Here is a 21,704-nt window from a genome sequence, read left to right on the forward strand (position 1 = left end):
TTATAAATGTTAGTAAAATAGACAACAATAGGATTATAGTAAAATATACTAAAAAGTATAAAAACCAAATAGAATTAATAAAAGAAATTAAAATCATGCAATTAAAAAGAAAAACGGTATTAGTCACAGGTGCCTCATCGGGTATCGGACTGCTTGTTGCCAGCAAGCTCCACGAAAATGGCTACCAGGTAATCGGCACAAGCCGCAATCCGGAAAAACACCAGGAAAAATTACCATTTAAGGTACTGCCATTGGATCTGAATGATGACCATTCCATAGCATCGTTTGGCAAACTGCTGTTCAGTGAGATCAATACTTTAGATGTGCTGATCAACAATGCGGGTTCCTTAGTAAACGGACTTGCCGAGGAAACCCCTATTGCATTAGGCAAGCAGCAATTTGAAACCAACTTTTGGGGAACCATCAAATTAACTAATGAGTTGCTGCCTTATTTCAGAAAACAGAAACATGGGAAAATAATCACATTGGGTTCCCTGCTGGGTTTAGTGGGCCTTCCATATGTATCTTATTACGCGGCTTCCAAACATGCACTCGAAGGTTATTTTAAGTCGCTTCGGTTTGAATTGAACCAGTTTAACATCAAAGTAGTTATGGTTGAGCCGATGAGTTTTAAAACCAGTATCGGCGAAAGCGGAACCGTAGCGACAGGAACCATCACAGATTATGATCAGTTCAGGCAAAAGGTCACCGCGTATACCAAAACTACATTTGATCAGGCACCCGAACCTACTCCGGTTATCACAGCTTTACTGCAAACAGTGAAGGAAAAAAATCCAAAGTTTAGTTACCCTGTCGGAAAAGGATCATCGATCATACTCCTGCTCCAACATTTCGCATATAAGATTTTCGAGAGATCCATTCTGAAATCGGTTTATGCTTCAAAATAGAATTAACAATCAAGAAATAAAACAATGCAATTAAAAGGAAAAACGGTATTGATCACAGGAGGTGCATCAGGTATCGGGCTGGAATCAGCAAAACAATTTTTAATCAATGGCGCCAATGTGATCATCACCGGCAGAAACCAGGGAAAATTAGATGAAGCAAAAAAACTATATCCGGCAATTACAGCCATTAAAAGTGATGTATCAGATGCAGATGATGCGCAAAAGCTTTTCAACCAGGTACAGCAACTGGGCGGTATAGATATTTTATACAATAACGCAGGAGTGCTGACTGATCCGATTAACCTCGGAACGGCAAACGGTCGGCATTTTGATGACGCGGCGTACGAAATGAACGTCAACTACCTGGGTGTGATCCGGCTTAACAACCTGTTTATAGATATGCTGAAATCAAGAAAAGAAAGCGCGATCATCAACACCACTTCGTTATTGAGCTATGTTCCATCGTTGCTGGAAGCTACTTACGCGGCATCCAAAGTAGCGTTGCAGTTTTACACCAAAGCGCTTAGAAAGCACCTGCAAATTTTGAACAGCAGCGTAAAGGTTTTTGAACTTTTACCTCCGCTTGTTGCCACAGAAATGACAACTGACATGAACGGCAAAAAAATGACCTCGGCAGATATGGTGAAAGCGTTTATTGCCGGCCTTCAAAAAGATCAGCTTACTATCCGTATAGGTGATACCAAAACAGCTTATATCCTCAACCGGATTTTTCCGAAATTGATTTTTAATTTGGCTAACCCTAAGAAAAGTTACCAGGTAATAGCCTCTTAAAAACCACTATAACCATAAAAAATGAAAGCATTTATTATAGATAAATATAAAAGTAAGGATGGCGGTAGGATAGGGCAAATACCCGTTCCCGAATTAAAAGCAGATGAAGTATTGGTGGAAGTACATGCTGCCGGTATAAACCTGCTGGATTCCAAAATCAGAAACGGAGAGTTCAAACTTATTTTGCCGTATAAAACACCATTTGTTTTAGGCCATGACGTGGCAGGTGTTATAACTAAAGTTGGAACCCGGGTGCAACAATTTAAAGTTGGAGACGAGGTTTACGCACGACCGGCAGATCATCGCATCGGAACATTTGCGGAATTTATTGCTGTTAAGGAAACTGATGTAGCGCTTAAGCCAAAAAAGTTAAGCGTGGAAGAAGCTGCATCCATCCCGCTGGTAGGCCTCACCGCCTGGCAGGCATTGATTGAAAAAGGACAGCTTAAGAAAGGACAGAAAGTGTTCATTCAGGCAGGCTCCGGTGGCGTAGGTACATTTGCCATCCAGTTGGCAAAGCATTTGGGTGCTACGGTGGCTACAACTACAAGCGCAGCTAACGCCAAATTAGTAAAAAGCCTGGGCGCCGATGTGGTTATCGATTACAAAAAAGATGATTTTGAGAAAGTTCTGCATGGTTACGACCTGGTTCTGAATAGCCAGGACGAAAAATCGCTCGAAAAATCACTGCGCGTGTTAAAACCAGGTGGAAGAGTCATCTCGATCTCGGGCCCGCCCGATCCGGATTTTGCAGCAGAAATAGGAGCCCCGTGGTACATTAAATTAATTATGCGCTTGCTGAGCTCGGGAGTAAGGAAAAAAGCAAAACAGCTTAAAGTAGGCTTTTCCTTTTTATTTATGAAAGCAAACGGACAGCAGTTAAAGGAAATTACAGATCTTATAAATTCTGGTACTATAATACCGGTTGTAGATAAAGTTTTTCCGTTTGAATCGATCAAAGAAGCAATGGCTTATGTTGAAAGCGGCAGGGCTAAAGGAAAGGTTGTTGTAAAAATGAAGTAAGATGGTCTTACCTCGTTTAGGATGACAACGATGGACGCTTGAACAATTTTTAAAGCAAGGGTGTGTGCGATTCCTTCCCTCGGGGAAGGAAGGGGTTTCATCCCCAGACAATTCAGTCGCTTGTATAAACCCCTCCCTGCTACCTCCCTGACAACCGCACCCCTCCCGTGGGGCTACTGTGTGGACACATCTTTTAATGTGCCCTGTAGGGGCTGAATGTCGGTAGAAGAAGGATCAAAAGAAATTTTTACGTGCCGTAGGTACGTCACTTTTTAACTTCGTGGGGCAAATAATAATGCATTAATAGACCCTAAGTCGGTTAGTGTAGTACCTATGGCACTAAAAGAGGTTAACTTTTATTATTGCTACCGACATTTTGCTCCTCTGGAGCAGCTTTTTTTAACTATTAGTGCATTGAAAAGATGTGTCCACACAGTAGCCCGTGGGGAGGGAACTGGAAATCTTGTTTAAAACAACTTTTGTCATGCTGAATGGAGTGAAGCATCTGTTCTGCTACTTGCCTGTTCAACAATAGATCCTTCGCTGCGCTCAGGATGATAACTGAGAAGGTAATTTCCCTACTCCCTCTCCTTTGGAGCGGGCTGGGCTGCAGCTGCCTCCTTGCGTTGAGCCATCAGGCTTTTGCCGGCTTGCAGTAGTTCCTGGGTGATGTTGCGGGTATAGGTTTTGATCTCCTGCTGAAAATCATCAACCGAAGCACCCGAGCGGATCTCTTCGAGGCGTTTTTCCCAGTTGCCGGTCAGTTCAGCCTGGGCTATTTTCTGATCTTTTACTACATTATATACGCTGAGCCCGGTAGCGGTTGGCACCAGGTTCTTTTTTTCGCGGATGATATAATCCCGTTTAATCAACGTTTCAATGATGGATGCACGGGTGGCCGGTGTACCCAGTCCACTATCCTTCATGGCGTAGCGCAGCTCTTCGTCCTCAATTTCTTTACCTGCGGTTTCCAGCGCTTTTAACAGCGAAGCTTCGTTGTATAGCGGTTTTGGCTTGGTTTGTTTTTCGAGCAGGGCTTTTTCGGGGACAGGCAGGCGCTCGTCTTGCAGAACTTTAGGCAGACTCGCGTTTTCTTCATCCTTCTTTTCCTCGTCGGGGTCGTTTAACACCGAACGCCATCCGGCCGAACTGATCACCGTTCCGCTGGCCGTAAATAACGAACCCGATTGTACAGTGATCTTGGTGATCTCCTTAATACATTCCTGGTGAAAAGCCTCCAGCATCCGCGCGGCTACCAGGTCGTAAATAGCCTGCAGATCGCCCGAAAGCTGATAGGGTTTTTCGCCGGTAGGTAGTATGGCGTGGTGATCCGTTACTTTTTTGGCGTTCACACTGCGTTTATTGAGCTTTACCGTAGCCAAAAAAGCGGCCTGTTTACCAAATTCGGGGTGCTCGTTAAATTTTTCTATCAATGCAGGTACGGTAGCAAATACATCGTCGCCAATATAGCGGCTGCCGGTACGCGGATAGGTAACCAGTTTGCCCTCATACAGCGTTTGCAGCAGGCCAAGGGTTTGGTCGGCCGTAAAACTTTTGCGCTTATTAGCTTCCTGCTGCAAGCTGCTCAAATCATGCAGCAGCGGAGGTGGCTCCTTGCGGGGTTTAGCCTCCACACTCAAAATATGCCCGCCATTCGGAAAGCCCGAAGGTACATCCTCTACCTTATCTACTATGGCTTGTGCCTCTTCGGTGGTTTTAAAGCTTTCGATGGAGATGGCCCTGAAAACTTGTCCGTCCTTATCTACCTGGATACTTACCTGGTAATACAGCTGCGGCACAAAGTTCTTGTTTTCGAGGTAGCGCGAGCAGATCATGGCGAGGGTAGGGGTTTGTACTCTGCCCAGCGATAGCACCGACCGGGTTCCTGCCGAAATGCTGAGGGCCTGTGTGGCATTCATGCCCACCAGCCAATCCGACTGGGAGCGGCAATGCGCCGAATTGAAAAGCGTATCATAATCGGTGCCGGGTTTCAGGTTGCGGAAGCCTTCTTTGATGGCCTCATCCGTTTGCGACGAGATCCAGAGTCTTTTAAAGGGCTTTTTGCATTTGAGGTAATAATAAATATAGCGGAAGATGAGCTCACCCTCGCGCCCGGCATCCGTTGCTACAATAATCTCGGTAGCTTCATCAAACAGTGCCTTAATGGTATCCAGTTGTTTTTTTACCGAGGGATCATCCACCATACCATCCTTGGTTTTCACCTTGCGGATGCTGAGCTTGAACTTAGGCGGCAGCATAGGCAGATTCTGAACGCTCCAGCCATAAAAGCCATACTCCTGCGGAGGTGCCAATTGCAAAAGGTGACCAAAGGCCCAGGTAAACGTATATCCTTTGCCTTCCATATAGCCATCCTTTTTAGTGGTAGCGCCAAATACTTTGGCAATTTCTCGGGCTACGGATGGTTTTTCGGCAATGATAACTTTCATGTACAGGATGGCGCTCAAAATTAATTTGAGGGGCGAAAGTTAGATAAACCGGGCGGTTGGTGCAATGAATGTGGAAAAAAGGGGGGAGGAAGGGTCGACTCACCGGTCATCGCTTCGCTCGACCACCCTCTCTTCGCCTTCGGCGGAAAGAGGGAGCTTTTTTAAAAAAAACGTCATTGCGAGGCACGAAGCAATCTCTATGCTGTACAGAGCCACTTTGCATGGCGTATACCCGCTCTTGGCCGCGGGAAGCCAGTTACTTTGTAGCCACAAAGTAACCAAAAGACTTGTCAGCAGAAAATGCTTCTTGCCGCACATGGCCTTTGCCCCGCAAATCAGACAGAACCACGGGCTGCAATTATTTGCCCTGCTTCGCAACCACAATTCCACCTCTTCTGCAAAACTTGCAATGCCCTTACAGCTGCACAGCCCATCATTGTTCTGCCTGCTTTCGCCCGAAGCTGTTCTGCTGACGGGGAAAAGAATATCAAATCACGTCAATTGCAAGGAGGAACGACGTGGCAATCCCCTACTTACAGAGCGGACCTGCCTATCGGGGATTATTAATCTTTTGATTGTTTTCTGTCGGTATTAATGAGCCGGTCGGTTGTCTTCGTACCTCGCAATGACGTGTGGAGAGAAGAGTCAGGCAGAAACCCCTTGTTATTCTTCCCAATTTTCGGTATCTTTATATACATTCACAGCCCGGTTTTTTCTCCTCAAAAAAGAGAAAACCGGGCTGTTTGGTTAAGGGAAAAAGAACCCAAAAAACCAACTGTTTTGTATGCAGTTATTTGATAATCGGTAAATTAATACTTTTAAAGTTTTAAAAACCACTCAAAATCGCGTTTGAATTTGTTAAAAAGTGTTAAAATCGATGGTTTTGAATAATTTTTGACTCGTTTTTACCCCGTTTTTCGTCCGAAAAGTGTTAAAATTTAAGGTTTAAAAAGTTTTACGATAAAAAATGCCCGCGAAAAATCGCGGGCATGGGGTGATAAGGTTGGAATATAATGATAGCCATTTATTGGCTGCTTTCATTCTTGATGCCTTTGAGTAAAGCGTAAATAGCCATAGCATGGCCGTGACCGAGCTCAAAATCGGTTTTAAGCCAGTTTACAATATCGCCGGCTTTTGCGGTGAGTTCGCCGTTTTGGGTATAACCCTTTTCTTCGGCCAGTTTTCTGAAATCGGCTGCGTCTTTACCGGTTTTGGCTTTGATGGTGGTAAGGTATGCTTGGAATGACATGTGCTTATGATTTTATAATGGTGATTACTAATTGATTGGGCTTGCCAGGAAATCCTCCACAAGCAGGCTGAAACTTTCAACTTTCCTGCTGCTGGCATTCGGGAAAAAGGCCTCGCCAAAATATTCGCCATGGGCGCCAGGCAGTATAGCCAGTTGACCGTGGGGCAATAAACGGGACATTTCGGCAGCATGTTCCGGAGGAGTCAGGTCATGATCACCAATCACTACCAGGGCGGGAGCTTGTATAGAAGCGATCTGGTCTTTGGTCCATCCTTTGAATACGCTCATGCGCTGTACGTCTTTGTTGAACATATTGGCGAGCCCTGCCTGTGTACCTATTTTTAGATATTCGTCTTTGTAAATCTGCGGCATATCGCTGTATTTGGGATTTTTGAAACCTTCCCAGAAACCTGCGGGTACGGCATCGCGGCTATAAAATGCCGATGCTATGATAAGCCTGTCGACCAGTTTGGGATGCCTCAGGGCTATTTCGAGGGAAGTTTGACCGCCATTGCTAAAACCCAGTACGTCGGTTTTAGTGATGTTAAGCTGGCGTAACAGTTCGGCTACATCATCTGCATCCTGGGTAAAAGTTTCAGGAGCATCGCGGTCGCCGGTATGGCCATGGGCCTGTAGTTCAACGGCAATTACCTGGTGGGTTTTAGATAGGATAGGTATGATACGGCCGAAAGAAGTGCTAAGGGTTGAGCCACCGCCATGGATCAATACCAGGGGTTTGCCGGTACCATGTATCTCATAATACATTTTTATACCGTTTACGTTGGCATATTTGCCTTGTTCTGTTGTTTGGGCCTGTGTCGCGCTGCTGGCTGTCATCATAGCCATAATCATTAATGGGATGTGGGTGAGCTTATTATTGATAGCGTTTTTCATGGTTGTAAATTTTATATTCAAATGTACAGCCGTCAGCTAAATTGCCAAATGGCCGTATCCGACAATTAAAGGGGCGCTTTGCGACAAAGCAGTGTACTAATCTAAATAATACTATAATTGGATAAATGAAATTGCAGAATTGCTGCAATGAAAACAGATGTTTTACACGGCAGGAGCTGTTGCAACAGGGTTGATGGTGATTTTTTCCTTTTGGTAGTCATGCAACTCCCTGATGATCTTTGAAGGGCTTTTCCATTCAAAAACATGAATAAGCCAAAGGGTAATACGCATCAGGCCGGTGGCATGGGCAAGTCCGCCGGCCAGTTGGGCAATGGTTTTATCACGGGTGCTGATGCAATTGGTATAGGCAGAATCTTGCTTGGTCAATAGGTCTTCTGCAAAACACCATGCGCCATCGCGGGCATTGCCAATACTAAACTGGATGATAATAGAGTAATTGGAGGAGTGCAGTCCCAGTAGGGAAAGCAGCGGCGATATCCGGTTGATCTCACTGATCACTTCATAAGTTAATGCCGAAATGATGGTGTTAATGGCATCAAAGTCTTTTTGTACGCCATCCATATTTCCATTGGATACTTCAACTGCAGCAATACCCAAATCGAGATTGATATGAGCATTCATCCCTAATAGTAATTGTTGTAATACCAATGGTGATGATCTTTCGGCGGTTTCAAAGGCGACGCGCCAGGAGTCACTCAGGGCTTGCTTGTTTTTCCAGGCGGTTAATGCATCCAGGTACCGGTTGGCAAAAATAACATCGAACTTTTCCATCCGGGGGCCATTTTCAAACTGGCCTTTAACAATACCATCGCGAACGGCGGCGGTAACTTTATAATACAGGGCAGCAAAATACCCTATACGGTTGTTGGTGGCAATGCTTTCGGTAATAATGGTTTGCAGGGCATCAATGACCTCATTAATAGTGGTGGCGGGCATAGGTGTTCAGGTTTAAGTGGTGCTGCCCTAAAGTTAAATAAAATAACAATACGGATTAAACCACGGTGCTGCACCGGAAATATCAGGAGGTCATCTCCCTGAAGATTTCATCAAATGACTTGTTCTTTTGTTTCTGGAACATGCCGTTAAAGCGATCGTTAACCGGGGTAAGCAGTTGGATGCACATTTGTTTGTCTTCATCAGGTAAGCCGTATGACATCATTTTGGCCACTTTCTGTACCTTGTCTTTGGCTATCATCAATGCCTCCCTGCCTTTAGGGGTTACCTGTAGCCTTTTTACACGCTTATCTTCAGTATCGGCATATTCGCTTACCAGCCCTCTTTTTTTGAGCCGGTTAAGCATATTGGTACCACTTGAGAGCTCAATAATGTTGTTATAAATTGCTTCGGATTTGATAGGGTTTACTTCGTTAAAAATAGTGACCAGCAAGCCAAATTCTTCTATCTGATCAAACCCCGTGCCCTCCAGGGCCTTGTTGGAGTAAGTGATATGGTATTTGGCAATCCGTCGTAACAGGATCATCAGACGGCCATTGATGTCCGGTATCAGTTTTTCCTGCTGGTCGGTTTTTTGAGGTGTTTTTGAGATCAGGGATAGTTGATATCTGAAAAAATTATCCAACGTAGCATCGGGGTTTTGCTCCTCGTAGGCACCCCATAGCTTAACCAGTTCTACCGTTTTGTTCAATGTAATTACTTCCTTTTGGTAGCAAATTTACATAAAAATGGCATAATATATGACCTTTATTATAACCAAAAGGTATATATTTGATTTAATAATATAACCAAATGGAAGTATTTTAAATTGACTGCTATTCAACTGATCGCATTTGTTTGTTAACTGAATTATTAAAGCTTAACTCATTTTTATGAACTTACAAACCCTTCTTCAAACTTTGCTTGTTCTGCATCTTTCCGGGCTGGTGATTATGGCCGGTACTACTGTTGTTGATTATGCTGTATTTAAAACCTTTTGGAAACAAATTGACCGTGGCGAACCAAATCCCGCCGGGCTAATGGAAGCAACCTCAAACTCGGCCCGGCTTATTGGTATAGGGGCGGCTTTGCTTGTACTAACCGGTATAGGGATGATGGCTATAACCCATGGTGTTTTTGGTGAACAGCTATGGTTCAGGATAAAATTTGGCCTGGTGGTTGTTTTGATACTCAACGGAATATTGAGTGGCAGACGGCAGGGTACCAAACTAAGAAACGTTGTGGCCAATTCAGGAGCCAAACTGCTTGCCGAGGCTTTTGTTTTGAGGGGACGGCTCAATCGTTTTTTTCTGCTGCAGTTATGCCTTTTTCTGCTCATCGTTTTTCTGAGTGTATTTAAATTCAACTGATCATTAAAACAACAACCCATAATCCGAATGGAAAATCAATCCTATAAATTATTGATCATAGGGGCTAATGGCGGCATTGGCAGGCAGTGTGTTGAGCTTGCCCTGGATGCCGGGCATAGAGTTACCGCCTTGGTTCGCAATCCGGCTAATCTGCCATTAATGCACCAAAACCTGGAAGTGGTGCAGGGGGATTTACTGCAATCCGGCACAGTTGAAAAATATCTGGTTGGTAAAGATGTTGTTATTTCGGCCATTGGTGTTAAAGGGGGGATGTTTGGCGATAAACCAACCACTTTGTATTCGGATGGTAATGCAAATCTTTTGCAGGCCATGGAAAATGCAGGGGTTAAACGGTGCTTCTTTATATCGGCCTCGGCTATTGAAATAAGCCCGGTGATATCTTTTTTTGTCAGATTGATAGCTAAATATGTTATCCAGAAGCTTTTAAAACACATGTATGCCGATTTGCGCAAGATGGAGCTTATCATCAAACAAAGCGATGCCCGGTGGACGATTATCAGGCCGCCTCAACTCACCGATCAGCCAGTAACCGGGCATTACCGTATAGCCATTAATGATTGGCTGAAGGATTGTCTCAAAATATCCCGTGCAGATGTAGCGCATTTTATCATACATAATGTCAATAATCCAGCAATCATCAAAACCACGGTTGAAATTGGTTATTGATAGTTTTTGCTTAGCCGATGTTTTGACTGATGAGTCCGGCCAAACTTCGTATTTCGGTAAAATCATCCGCTATATATTGGGTATTGACATGCGAGTCGGTGCAGATGAGCTTTTTGATCAATCCGGAGTTCTTTAATTTATTGATGCCATCGTTTACAAAAAGTCCGTGTGTGGTGATCACATAGATATCGCCAGCACCGGCATTTTTATAGGTTTGCGCGGCGTTAATAATACTGCCTCCAGAGCGGATCATATCGTCGTAAATAATTACTGTTTTGCCGGCTACATCGGCGTTAATAGCGCTTACTTCGGTATGGTCGCCTTTAAGACGGCGTTTGAGAATAAAGGCCGCGTTTACGCCCATATCATTAGCGAGCGATTCTACCCATTTGGCCCTGCCTGCATCAGTGCTGGCCATTACAAAATTATTGCCCCCGTATTCACGGGCGGCGGCTATAACGATGTCTTTGCAATAAACATGCACGGGGTATAGGCCGTGTTCAAAATAGTATTGTATGCCTTCGGAGTGAAGGTCGAACAGTAAAACCTTGTTGCCGCGGTTGGAACGGGGAATACAGGATAAAAGTCTTGCTCTTGTTTTGGCCGTCACAATTTCACCGCTTAACACAGCGCGTTCCATAGTGGAGTAGCCAAAATAAGGTATAACCAACGTGAGTGAGTTAGCACCATAGCTCACCAGCGATGAAGCCAGATCATACAATTCCAGTGTGGCCTGGTCGGAAACAGTACCGCCGAGCAGTATCACATCACGATCTTCTACATTACAGATAATGCGCTGATAGCGTTCGCCATCCGTAAAATGGCTTACTTCCAGTTCGCCTTTTTCAAACAGGCCGGAGGCTAATACTCTTTCGGCCAGGTACTCATAGTCGGTTATATTAAATAGTAACTTCTTCATGTTGATATTATTTGGCGTTTGCCCTTACCTGTTCAAAACTGATAGTATTTACCAGCTCTCCATTCTCAAACACGGTTTGCAAATAATCACTTAATTCGCGATGCTCTTGTTCTTTGACAGTTTTAAAGATGCCGTTTATTTTTACCAGTTTCAAACGACCGCCTTTGCTTTTTTTGAAACTTTCGGTAATGTTGCCTTGGGCATCCATTTCGGTTGGGCTTTTTTCAACGGCCACTTCTTTGCTATTGATCACGGCGCTGCTGCATTTAAGCGCAAATTTTTGAGTATCGCGATCAACTTTTTGGAGTAAAGCCCCGCCCATGCCCAGTACCATGTTTTCGGCGCTGATACCATTTTCTTTTAGTTTTTTGTAGATGTTTTTGATCTCGGTATAATTAACACCATCGCCCTGTATCACCCTTAGTTGTGGCGGTAACACTTTGTATCCTTTGGCGTTAATGGTGTATCCAAATTTGCTGAAAAGGATCTCAAATATCTCCAGTAGGGTCCTGATCGGGTCGCCGCTGTCCGGGCGGATAACCAATGTACCCTGGCGGTTCAGGATCTCATCCCGTAGTTCGGTGCCCCAATACTCTTCGCATGCTCTGAAGATATTGTAGCTGTCAGACACACAAGCGATGGTGCCGGTAGGAAAGCTTTTTAATACGTGCCTGAAAACTTCTAGCTCCCCCTCTTTACCCAGTAGGGTGCAAATGCTGTGCTCTGTTGCAGGGATGCTTAGGCCATAAACTTTCTGAGCATCGTAATAATTAATAGCCATGCTGCTGCCGGCCAGGTTATCGCTGCCGCTGAAGTTAATAAGGTGAGCGGCCCCGCCCAATTTGGCGCTTTCCACGCTGCTTACACCACGGAAACCAAAATCGTTCAGTACAAAATCAATCCCGGCCTCGGCACCGTCAGTGGCGGTTTCCCGGTAGTACTGTGTTATCACCTTCCTGATCTGGTTACTTAGCGTAGCCACGGTACATGGGTACCATACCTGCATCAGCAGGGTTTCTAAAAAGTTGGTAAGCCAGTAACATTCCGGATCGGTGTTTTCAATGGTCATCAGTACGTTGCCGGTTGGCACGGCGGTACCTTCGGCAACTGCCTTTATTTTAATGGGCAACTGGCCGTTATATTTATCCAGGATATATTGGAATTTTGCACGGTTGAATACATCATTCCTGCCAAATACCTGTTGCAAAAAGCCTTCGGCTTCGTTAATGTCTTGTTGTGTAAATGCTTGTCCTTGAACGTATTCCTTTAAAAAGTATTGTAACCCAAAAAATATGGTTTCGTCAAACCAGCCGCCGCGGCTTTCCAGGTAGCTGTATATTTGAGTAGTGCCGGGATAGTAAAATTTATGGTGGGCGTATTTATATGCGTCAGCCAACAGAATCAGATTTTCGCGTTTCATGGCTTTATTTTTTTAGGTATTTATTAATGATAAATCAAATAATTCATGGTGTTCATCGCTGATGAAACCGTCGGTTAACATTTGCGGCAAATCTGATAATTTAAACCAGTTAAGATCGATAATATCATCTTGTGCTGCCGGAGAGCCGGCTGTCCAAATACAACCGCGTCAACGGCTACTTTAATGTTCTGAGAGGTTGACATGCTACAAAGTTATTAATATGCACAAAGCAATCAAGTTCGGTTGTTGATGGTTGTTATGTAATTGATTTCTTTTGAAAAAAGGTTATAATTGATAATAATAACTAAAAATGATTATATAATATTAATATAACTTAAATTGGTTATTTTATTTTGATATAAATAAAATTAGTTATAATTTAGTATGTGTAAATGCGGATGTTATGAAGATATATGGAGTTGTTACGGGAGATATTAAAAATTTCACCAGGCTATCAGATCAAAAGCGTGGTAAGTTAGTAAGCGATACTGAACAGTTACTAAGATCGATGGTCCGGCAACCTATGGATGCTGCCATATTTAGAGGTGATAGCTATCAGTTTATAACCGATAACATAAATGATATTTTAAATAAATGTATACGGTTGATATGCTGGTTTAAAATGAATTCTGATAAACATAGTGTTACCCGTTTGGGTACCCGGCTTTCAATCGGAATTGGTGAAATAGCGTATCTTGGTAAAAATGTTTTAGATTCAGATGGAGAAGCGTTCCATTTTTCGGGAAGAAATTTTGATAAAATGGATAAAGAGGAGATCATCAGGCTCACTATCTTTGATGAGGCTAAAACTAATACCTACCAGGTAATACTGATGTATATTAATATGATTATAAAAGGATGGACGATAAATCAGGCAGAAACCATTTATCAGCTATTAAGTATAGAGGATAGTACACAGGAAAAAATAGCAAAGGAGCTGAAAATGAGCCAGCCGGCTGTAGCCAAAAGCTTAAGAGCCGCAAAGTGGAAAGAGGTTGAAAAAGGTATTAGTTATATAAACGCGGATCTGAATAAACAATATTTTGCATAATGGAATTGGGTATTTTATTAAGGTTATTAATGGCGCATCTGCTGGGTGATTTTCTGCTACAGCCCCTGAGTTGGGTAAAGGCTAAGGAAAGAAAAAAAGAGAAAGCACCTCAAATGTATTACCACGTATTAGTGGTAACCGTATTAACCTACGTGTTTTTGTGGGACTGGGATAAATGGTATATCCCGATGATTGTAATGGTGAGTCATTTGGCAATAGATATCTGGAAAAGCCACCGTCCCAATAACTTCCTTTATTTTTTGTTTGATCAGTTATTGCATCTTGCTGTTATTCTCCTGATTTGGATAGCTGTTTATTTTAACTACCATTTGATAACAGCATGGGCGGTTAAATACTTAAGTTCGCCTCATTTCTGGGTATTAATATTGTCTTATTATTTGGTAATTGGTCCCTTAGGTATAGCTATTGGCAAAGCAACAGAAAAGTGGCAAAAAGAGGCGGCCATGGATACCGGGGGCTTAAGTAAAGCCGGTATGTGGATTGGACGATGCGAACGTGTTTTGATATTAACATTTATTATCAGTAATCAATATACCGCATTAGGTTTTTTAATGGCAGCTAAATCCATACTTCGTTTTGGTGATAAAGATGACCGGGAGCAAAAGAAGACGGAATATATTTTGGTAGGTACTTTGATCAGTTTTTCATCAGCCGCAATTGTTGGGGTAATAGCTAACTGCATTTTAAAAACCTAATCAGGATAGTTGAGTAAAGCACATTTATAAATCTTAGTTATTTGCTCAAATACACACATAATAAACATTTAGGTAACTCCCCAGGTCATTTCAAAAGCACTGCTTAATTATATCTGTAGAATTTTGTGTTGAATTGGCTTAACCAGAGCGAATTTTACATAAATTTAAAACGGAATTAACAGAAGCAAAAGTTGGCCATAAAACCCCTACCCAATGAAAGTGAGTTGATAAAACAGGTAGCCTGTGGCAATGAGCGTGCTTTTACAAAACTTTTTGATGCTTATTACAGGCAGCTGGGTGATTATGTGGTAAGACTAACGGAATCTGTAGAATTGGCCGAAGAAATTGTACAAGATGTTTTTATAAAGATCTGGACTAAAAGAGAATGCCTGACCGAAATAGATAATTTTAGTTATTACCTGTTCATTATCAGTAGAAACCAGACCTATAATTTTCTTCGGAAAAAAGCAAGTGAACGGGTGCGTCAATTAGCTTGGGAAAAACAATTTGAGGAGGAGATCTATGAATTAGATCAGGTAAGTATAGAGGAGGCTTGTCGTATCCAGATTGACAAAGCCGTAAGCAAATTACCTCCGCAGCAGCAAAAGGTTTATCTCCTGAGCCGAAACGAAAGGTTAAAATATGAAGAGATAGCTGCGGTTTTAAATATCTCTGCCGAAACCGTAAAAAAGCATATGAAATTGGCGTTGCGTTCTATCAAAAACAGCATCAGCCTGGAAAATAATAATGTGATCATCCTGATCTTATTGACCCCGTTGCTATTTAAATAAAAAATATTTTTTCGGGCATTACCCCTTTTTTATTGCTTTTGGGTCTTTAGGGTTATAAGACTGAAAGCATGTCTGAGAGATTAACCTATTTATTTCGTCGATATTTTGATAAAACAGCAACCGGGCAGGAACGGGATGAGCTTATGCGTCTCATTAACGACCCCGATTCTGAGGCGATAGTTACTTCGCTGATGGAGGAAATGTATTTATCTGGTAGCCAGACAACGCATGATCCATTTGCCGAAGGTACACGCGAAAAAATATTGGGTGCTGTTTTAAGTGAAAATTTAGCAGATAATTTTAGCGATAACGTGGTGCCAATAACCCCGAAGAGGTTTTTATGGATGAGATATGCTGCTGCCATTGCTCTGTTTTTAGGTGTATCCTTTGGTTTATACGTGTATATTGATCATGATTTTCAGGAAAAGCTTGCTGCAACCAAATCCCGGAATGATGTAAAGCCTGGTGGAAATAAAGCCATCCTGACGCTTTCAAACGGAGCGAAGATCGTATTGAATGATGCAAAGGACGGAACGCTGGCACAGCAGGGGAATGCCTCTGTTGTAAAGCTGGCTAACGGTGAACTGGCCTATAAACAAGCCGGCTCTACTAACGAAGCACCTGTTTACAACACGATGTCGACGCCGCGCGGCGGGCAATATAGGCTGCAGTTGCCTGATGGCACTCTGGTGATGCTTAATGCAGAATCATCTATTACTTACCCTATAGCATTTACAGGTAATGAACGTGTCGTTACGATATCAGGCGAAGTTTATTTTGAAGTTACCAAGAATAAAAAAATGCCTTTTCGGGTACATTTCGGTGATCAAACGGTTGAGGTATTAGGTACCCATTTCAATATTTGCGCTTATAAAGATCAGCCTGCCTTTAAAACAACGCTTATAGAAGGCTCGGTAAAAATTTCAAAAGCTGGCGAAAATCAATTATTAGTACCAGGTCAACAAGCCATTTATGAGCCAGACAGCCACAAGTTTAATGTGAAAACGGTGGATACAGATGATATTCTGGCCTGGAAAAATGGTTTGTTCCTGTTTGACAATACCGAGATCGATAATGTAATGCTTCAGTTAGCAAGGTGGTACAACATAGAGGTAATTTACAAAGGACCTAAGCCAACCCTGAATTTTACGGGAGAAATCAGAAAAGACAATAATTTATCCAGGGTATTTAAGATCCTCGAATCAACCGGCGGAGCAAAGTTTACGATTAACGGAAACATGGTAACGGTTGAAAAAAAATAAATACAGAAGAATATTAGCCAATTAATTAAAAACCAATAAACTCCTATAAAATGAGAAAACGAAAGACATAACCTCCCCAAAAAGGGTTTCCCAAAGCAAAGCCCCCCCGGATTCCGGCCAGGGAGGCTAAATGATTGGATCAACCCAAATTACAATTGTAACCCATTGATTTAAACTTAACCCAAACATTCAAATGTATGAAACTACTTCTACATTCTAAAGCTCCTATGCCTTATGGCGAGGAGTTTAAAAACACAAACCTACGCGGTAGCTATTTTAAACAGGTATTACGGATAATGAAACTAACGGGCGTCCTTTTATTTGTACTGACCATGCACCTGAGCGCATCAACCATGGCGCAAAAAGTTAACCTTTCTAAGGAAAACGGTGACCTGAGATCGGTTTTAAAAGAGTTGCGAAAGCAAACAGGGTACTTGTTTATGTATAATAATCAGGTTATCAAAAAAGCCCGGCCTGTATCTATACACGTAACTAATACGGAGCTTAGCGAAGTGCTGATAAAAATATTTAAAGATCAGCCATTAACCTATGAGCTTGATGACAATACCATCATCATCAAAGAGCCAATCCAGTCATCAGGTAATGATCAAAATGAAAAGCGGGTACCCATCCGCATTACCGGTAAGGTAGTGGATAAAATGGGTGTATCCATCCCTGGGGTAACCGTACAGGTCAAAGGGACTTCCATAGTTACTTCAACTTCAGCCGATGGAACATTTACCATCAATGCCGAAAAAGGAAGTGTTATTCAATTTCGCTTTATTGGTTTTGAAATGAAGGAGGTGGTGATCGAAAATCAAACAACACTTGCCGTTACATTAAATGAGGATCAAAAAGGGTTGAATGAAGTAGTGGTAGTTGGTTATGGTACCAGTACTAAAAGGCAGCTAACCAGCGCCATTTCGACTGTTAAGGCTGAGCAATTTAATGCGGGTGTGGTATCAACACCTGCCGATCTGTTAGAAGGTAAGGTAGCCGGTTTAAATATTACCAATGATGGTAACCCTAACGGAAACGCAACAGTTACACTCCGCGGTCCCTCAACCGTACGTCCTGCAGGTTCATCAGCCTTTTATGTAATTGACGGCGTGCCTGATGCCGACTTTAAATTAGTTGCACCAACAGATATTGCCTCAATTGATGTATTGAAGGATGCCTCCGCCGCTGCTATTTATGGTACCAGGGCCACTAATGGGGTAATTATTGTTACCACCAAAAAAGCCAAGCCAGGGCAGTTAAGGATGTCATATGATGCTTATGCATCAATGGATAAGATATCCAACTCGTTTAAAGTAGCCAGTGCCGATCAGTTAAGGGCTTATGTAAAAGCCAACGGACAAAGCTTTACACCGGCTAATGATAACGGTGGTAATACCGACTGGCAAAAAGCGGTAGAACGCAGCAGCGGTTTTTCTCAGAATCATAACCTTTCATTTGGCGGAGGTACAGATAAAACAATTTATGGCGGAAGTTTAAATTACCTGGATAACCAGGGTATTGTGAAAACCAGCAGTTTAAAGCGTGTTATCGGCAGGCTTAACGTATCCCAAAAAACATTGAATGATAAACTGAAACTTGACTTTTCTGTCAGTAATTCGGTAACCAATTCAGGTTTGCTGGTGAACGATATTCCGCTATACACAGCAAATGGTCAAAGCCCGGGCTTGTTTAAATCAATAGTGCAATATTTGCCAACCCGTACCATTTATAATGCCGATGGTACATTGTATAATGATCCCACCTTAAAATTGGGTTATAACCCGGTAGGCCTGATCACCAATGATACCTATCAACAAAAAATCAATCTTTTATTGGCTAATACCAAGGCCGAGCTGCAATTGCCATTTGGGTTATTGTATAATTTAAACTTAGCCTATCAGAGCAGGACCACCAATAATAATACCTATTATGATTCGGCTTCGGAATTGGCGCCAAATCTGGGTGGAAAAGCTACACGCTCAACCTATGAGGATACTAAAAAGGTATTTGAGAACTATTTGTCCTATGCCCATAACTGGGGCGATAAGCATGATTTTAAGGCTTTGTTTGGTTACTCGTTTGATGAAACTACAACAGGTAATGGTTTTCAGTCAGCAGGGCAGGGTTTTCCATCTGATGCAACCAGCTATTATAACCTGGGTTTAGGTAGCCAGACTGGTCTTACTTCTGATTTTGGCAATGTGAAGCTTTTAACACTACGCTTAATATCATTTTACTCACGTGTAAATTACAGTTACTTAGGTAAGTATATTTTCCAGGCTTCTATACGTCGCGATGGTTCAAATGCCTTTGGTACCAATAACCGCTGGGGGTATTTCCCGGCTGCTTCAGCTGCATGGAGGATTAGTGACGAGTCATTCATGAAATCACAAACCTTGTTTGATGATCTGAAGCTTCGCGTAGGTTACGGACAAACCGGTAATTCAATAGGGTTCGATCCATATACCCCGCAAACATTATATAACTCAACAGGTTATTTTTATTATAACGGATCTTTTACCAATGCTGTTGGTATAACTCAAAACCCGAATCCAAATTTAAAGTGGGAGACTACTGCTACCTTAAACGGCGGTATTGATTTTTCCATACTTAAAGGACGATTAAGCGGGTCTGTTGATGTTTACGATAAAAAAACAACCAACATGATATTTGATGTTCCTGTTTCTAAGATCAACAATTTTGTGGGTATTACTACATCAAATGTGGGTAGCATGAGTAACAAAGGGGTTGAATTAGCATTGAACGGAAGCCCTGTAAAAACAAGGGATTTTACCTGGAGCAGTTATGGAAATATTGCTTTTAATAAAAATAAGATCACCTCAACGGCGGCCAATCTTTCAAAAATCTATGTAGGTGATCCGGAAGGTCCCGGACAGAGCGGTATCAACGTTTCCATTATTGAAGCCGGGTACCCGCTTGGTGAGTTTTATACTTTGAAATATCTTGGGCGTACTAATGGCGTATCTACCTATCTGGGTGCCAATGGCCAACCTACAACTACGCCAACAAGTGCCGATCAAACTTATGCCGGCAATGCGCAGCCAACCTATACATTTGGCTGGGGTAACGATTTTACTTATAAAAAATTCACCCTGAATTTCTTTTTCCGGGGTCAGGGCGGTAATAAAATCATGAATGCATCACTGGCAAGCTTTAATCAGCCTACACAAGCCTCGGCACATGGCGTACCTGTGCTAACATTGAGCGAACCGGCTAATGATGTAAATGCGAATTTATACTCAACCCGTTACCTTGAAAGCGGCACTTTTGTGCGGTTAAGTAACGCAACCTTGTCATACAAAACCAAGATCCAGGGTAACTACATACATGGGTTACGTTTTTATGTTACCGGTACCAACCTGTTTATCATAACAAAGTATAAGGGTGTTGACCCAGAGTTGAACCTGAGCCTGAATAATCAGGCCAGCGGCCAGTTTATAGGAGTAGATAGTAATAACTTTTATCCTAAAACACGGAGCTTCCTGGCTGGTGTACAAGTAGATTTATAATACCTAAAACTTAATTGACATGAACCACATGAATAATATATATAAGAAACTCAGCATCGTAGCTTTGCTTGCTGGAGCAGCAGTTTACCTGTCGAGCTGTACAAAATTGGATGTCGCAGCGAAGTCTGCGCTTACACCAAGCAATTTCCCAACAACAGCTGCACAATTTGTGGCAGCAACAGGTCCTATTTATACTTCATTCCGCACCTCACCTGGCCGCGAGTACTGGCTGTTACAAAATCTTAGTACAGACGAAAGCGTATTGGTGGCCCGTGGCGGTAACTGGTTAGATGGCGGCACCTACTCCACCGTAAACCTGCACACGACTACTCCTGATAATGGCATGATTGAAAGTTGCTGGACATGGGGTTACACCACCATCAGTAACTGTAATAAGGTATTGTCGTTATTTACTTCAGCACCCGAAAGTGCAGCCAAACAACAAACCATTGCCGAAGTAAAAACCATGCGGGCCATGTCATACTTTTATATGATGGATTTGTTTGGTAATGTGCCTATATCTAAAACTTTTGGCGATACCACCAATTTAGGCACACAACCAAGGGCACAGGTTTTTGCTTTTATTGAAAGTGAATTATTGGCGCAGATACCAAATTTGAGTGCAACCGTAGGTGTCTCCACTTATGGCAGGCCCACAAAATACCTGGCGTATGCCATTTTGGCTAAAATGTATCTGAATGCAGAATACTATATCGGAACGCCAAGATACCAGGATGCGGTTACCATGTGCGATAACATTATACAGGGAGGTCAATATAGTTTGGATAGTGATTATTTAGGCATGTTTAAACCAAGTAATGGACCTTCGGTAAAAGATTTTATTTTTGCCATACCCTATGACGCTTTACTGGCGCAAGGCATGTATTACGCTCGGTGGACAATCAATCCCAATTTAGCTGCTAAGTATAAAATGCCTTACACTCCCGATGGGCCTGTATATACCTATAAACAATATTACGCCCTGTTTAATGATGCTAACGACGTTCGCAAAAAACAATATCTTGCCGGCAAACAATATAATAACGACGGAACACCTATTAACATTACCACAACTAATATAGGCCTTGATGCCAGTTACAGCGGCCCTAACCCTAACGGAGTTGTTGTACATCAATTGGAGTTTACCCCGGATATTGTATGGAAAAACAACGCGACTTTTGATATTGGCAATGATGAGCTTGCTAATGAAGAAGGCTACAGAAATAATAAATTTTATCCGGATAGCCTGAGTTCCACCCGTAATCAAAGCAACGATGTGCCTATGTTTAGGTATGCCGATGTTTTATTAGAAAAAGCCGAAGCCATATTAAGGGGAGCACCTGCTACCAACGGCCAAACTGCATTATCATTGGTTAACCAGGTGCGTACACGCGCCAAAGCTACCGGCCTTGCTTCTGTAGCATTGCAGGATATATTGGACGAACGGGGAAGAGAGTTGGCCATGGAATGCTGGAGAAGAAACGACATGATCAGGTTTGGGCAATTTGAAAAACCATGGGGCATAAAAACTGATGCTAATCCCAATAAACGTATTTTCCCTATTCCAAGACCAGAAATGCAGTTAAACCCTAAACTAACCCAAAATCCGGGTTATTGATAGTTCTTATTTAAATCCCCGGCCATTTATGACCGGGGATTTATTTCTATCTTTCTTCAATAAAACCGATTGT

General features: G+C 42.5%; 18 protein-coding genes. 11 read left to right on the forward strand and 7 right to left on the reverse strand.

Features of this window, described 5'->3' with window-relative positions; genetic code table 11:
- The first annotated feature begins 95 nt into the window (after positions 1-95).
- The 3 genes from AB6735_RS14860 to AB6735_RS14870 are packed head-to-tail and all read left to right on the forward strand — an operon-like array spanning position 96 to position 2,723.
- On the forward strand, positions 96-908 hold the full coding sequence (locus tag AB6735_RS14860; protein ID WP_370996633.1) for an SDR family NAD(P)-dependent oxidoreductase: 813 nt from the start codon (positions 96-98) through the stop codon (positions 906-908).
- Positions 909-932: 24 nt separating this feature from the next.
- Positions 933-1,700, forward strand: coding sequence for an SDR family oxidoreductase (locus AB6735_RS14865; protein WP_370996634.1), 768 nt, complete (start codon positions 933-935; stop codon positions 1,698-1,700).
- A gap of 21 nt (positions 1,701-1,721) precedes the next feature.
- Positions 1,722-2,723, forward strand: coding sequence for an NADP-dependent oxidoreductase (locus AB6735_RS14870; RefSeq protein ID WP_370996635.1), 1,002 nt, complete (start codon positions 1,722-1,724; stop codon positions 2,721-2,723).
- Positions 2,724-3,301: 578 nt separating this feature from the next.
- Here the strand turns inward: AB6735_RS14870 and topB are convergent.
- The 5 genes from topB to AB6735_RS14895 form a co-directional block, all read right to left on the reverse strand.
- Positions 3,302-5,170: a DNA topoisomerase III gene (topB, locus tag AB6735_RS14875; RefSeq protein WP_370996636.1), complete on the reverse strand. Its 1,869-nt coding sequence runs from the start codon at positions 5,168-5,170 to the stop codon at positions 3,302-3,304.
- A 1,024-nt stretch (positions 5,171-6,194) separates the two neighbouring features.
- Positions 6,195-6,419, reverse strand: a complete 225-nt coding sequence (locus AB6735_RS14880) for a DUF4287 domain-containing protein (protein ID WP_370996637.1) — start codon at positions 6,417-6,419, stop codon at positions 6,195-6,197.
- Positions 6,420-6,446: 27 nt separating this feature from the next.
- Positions 6,447-7,313, reverse strand: coding sequence for an alpha/beta fold hydrolase (locus tag AB6735_RS14885; protein ID WP_370996638.1), 867 nt, complete (start codon positions 7,311-7,313; stop codon positions 6,447-6,449).
- A 162-nt stretch (positions 7,314-7,475) separates the two neighbouring features.
- Complete coding sequence (locus tag AB6735_RS14890; RefSeq protein WP_370996639.1) at positions 7,476-8,270, reverse strand: DUF5995 family protein; 795 nt, start codon at positions 8,268-8,270, stop codon at positions 7,476-7,478.
- A gap of 82 nt (positions 8,271-8,352) precedes the next feature.
- Positions 8,353-8,979, reverse strand: a complete 627-nt coding sequence (locus AB6735_RS14895) for a MarR family winged helix-turn-helix transcriptional regulator (protein ID WP_370996640.1) — start codon at positions 8,977-8,979, stop codon at positions 8,353-8,355.
- A 181-nt stretch (positions 8,980-9,160) separates the two neighbouring features.
- Between AB6735_RS14895 and AB6735_RS14900 the strand changes: the two genes are divergently transcribed.
- Together AB6735_RS14900 and AB6735_RS14905 are read left to right on the forward strand one after the other, a co-directional pair.
- Positions 9,161-9,637, forward strand: coding sequence for a hypothetical protein (locus tag AB6735_RS14900; protein WP_370996641.1), 477 nt, complete (start codon positions 9,161-9,163; stop codon positions 9,635-9,637).
- 27 nt (positions 9,638-9,664) lie between these two features.
- Positions 9,665-10,324, forward strand: coding sequence for an NAD(P)-dependent oxidoreductase (locus AB6735_RS14905; protein WP_370996642.1), 660 nt, complete (start codon positions 9,665-9,667; stop codon positions 10,322-10,324).
- Between the two features lie 10 nt (positions 10,325-10,334).
- Here AB6735_RS14905 and AB6735_RS14910 read toward each other — a convergent pair whose 3' ends face one another.
- Positions 10,335-11,243 carry a ribose-phosphate diphosphokinase gene (locus AB6735_RS14910; RefSeq protein WP_370996643.1) on the reverse strand — a complete coding sequence of 303 codons (909 nt, stop codon included), beginning with the start codon at positions 11,241-11,243 and terminating at the stop codon, positions 10,335-10,337.
- A gap of 7 nt (positions 11,244-11,250) precedes the next feature.
- Complete coding sequence (locus AB6735_RS14915) at positions 11,251-12,663, reverse strand: nicotinate phosphoribosyltransferase (RefSeq protein WP_370996644.1); 1,413 nt, start codon at positions 12,661-12,663, stop codon at positions 11,251-11,253.
- Between the two features lie 403 nt (positions 12,664-13,066).
- Here AB6735_RS14915 and AB6735_RS14920 point away from each other — a divergent pair, with 403 nt between their 5' ends.
- From AB6735_RS14920 to AB6735_RS14945, 6 genes are all read left to right on the forward strand, one after another.
- Complete coding sequence (locus AB6735_RS14920; RefSeq protein WP_370996645.1) at positions 13,067-13,714, forward strand: hypothetical protein; 648 nt, start codon at positions 13,067-13,069, stop codon at positions 13,712-13,714.
- Complete coding sequence (locus tag AB6735_RS14925) at positions 13,714-14,430, forward strand: DUF3307 domain-containing protein (protein WP_370996646.1); 717 nt, start codon at positions 13,714-13,716, stop codon at positions 14,428-14,430. Before AB6735_RS14920 ends, AB6735_RS14925 begins: the two co-directional genes overlap by 1 nt.
- A 191-nt stretch (positions 14,431-14,621) precedes the next feature.
- Positions 14,622-15,221, forward strand: a complete 600-nt coding sequence (locus tag AB6735_RS14930) for an RNA polymerase sigma factor (protein ID WP_370996647.1) — start codon at positions 14,622-14,624, stop codon at positions 15,219-15,221.
- 68 nt (positions 15,222-15,289) lie between these two features.
- Positions 15,290-16,483, forward strand: coding sequence for a FecR family protein (locus AB6735_RS14935; protein WP_370996648.1), 1,194 nt, complete (start codon positions 15,290-15,292; stop codon positions 16,481-16,483).
- 197 nt (positions 16,484-16,680) lie between these two features.
- Entirely contained in the window at positions 16,681-20,013 is a 3,333-nt protein-coding gene (locus AB6735_RS14940; protein WP_370996649.1) for a TonB-dependent receptor, read from the forward strand.
- 28 nt (positions 20,014-20,041) lie between these two features.
- Positions 20,042-21,631, forward strand: coding sequence for a RagB/SusD family nutrient uptake outer membrane protein (locus AB6735_RS14945; RefSeq protein WP_370996650.1), 1,590 nt, complete (start codon positions 20,042-20,044; stop codon positions 21,629-21,631).
- The last annotated feature ends 73 nt before the right edge of the window (positions 21,632-21,704 follow it).

Origin of the sequence: Mucilaginibacter sp. RCC_168 (assembly GCF_041355315.1) — a bacterium.
In the GTDB taxonomy this organism is placed as follows: Bacteria; Bacteroidota; Bacteroidia; order Sphingobacteriales; family Sphingobacteriaceae; genus Mucilaginibacter.

Coding starts and splice junctions, on each gene's coding strand:
- AB6735_RS14880 (WP_370996637.1), bottom strand. CDS start 6,419: ATGTCATTCCAAGCATACCTTACCACCATCAAAGCCAAAACCGGTAAA.
- topB (WP_370996636.1), bottom strand. CDS start 5,170: ATGAAAGTTATCATTGCCGAAAAACCATCCGTAGCCCGAGAAATTGCC.
- AB6735_RS14945 (WP_370996650.1), top strand. CDS start 20,042: ATGAATAATATATATAAGAAACTCAGCATCGTAGCTTTGCTTGCTGGA.
- AB6735_RS14900 (WP_370996641.1), top strand. CDS start 9,161: ATGAACTTACAAACCCTTCTTCAAACTTTGCTTGTTCTGCATCTTTCC.
- AB6735_RS14925 (WP_370996646.1), top strand. CDS start 13,714: ATGGAATTGGGTATTTTATTAAGGTTATTAATGGCGCATCTGCTGGGT.
- AB6735_RS14920 (WP_370996645.1), top strand. CDS start 13,067: ATGAAGATATATGGAGTTGTTACGGGAGATATTAAAAATTTCACCAGG.
- AB6735_RS14905 (WP_370996642.1), top strand. CDS start 9,665: ATGGAAAATCAATCCTATAAATTATTGATCATAGGGGCTAATGGCGGC.
- AB6735_RS14860 (WP_370996633.1), top strand. CDS start 96: ATGCAATTAAAAAGAAAAACGGTATTAGTCACAGGTGCCTCATCGGGT.
- AB6735_RS14885 (WP_370996638.1), bottom strand. CDS start 7,313: ATGAAAAACGCTATCAATAATAAGCTCACCCACATCCCATTAATGATT.
- AB6735_RS14915 (WP_370996644.1), bottom strand. CDS start 12,663: ATGAAACGCGAAAATCTGATTCTGTTGGCTGACGCATATAAATACGCC.
- AB6735_RS14890 (WP_370996639.1), bottom strand. CDS start 8,270: ATGCCCGCCACCACTATTAATGAGGTCATTGATGCCCTGCAAACCATT.
- AB6735_RS14865 (WP_370996634.1), top strand. CDS start 933: ATGCAATTAAAAGGAAAAACGGTATTGATCACAGGAGGTGCATCAGGT.
- AB6735_RS14935 (WP_370996648.1), top strand. CDS start 15,290: ATGTCTGAGAGATTAACCTATTTATTTCGTCGATATTTTGATAAAACA.
- AB6735_RS14870 (WP_370996635.1), top strand. CDS start 1,722: ATGAAAGCATTTATTATAGATAAATATAAAAGTAAGGATGGCGGTAGG.
- AB6735_RS14910 (WP_370996643.1), bottom strand. CDS start 11,243: ATGAAGAAGTTACTATTTAATATAACCGACTATGAGTACCTGGCCGAA.
- AB6735_RS14940 (WP_370996649.1), top strand. CDS start 16,681: ATGAAACTACTTCTACATTCTAAAGCTCCTATGCCTTATGGCGAGGAG.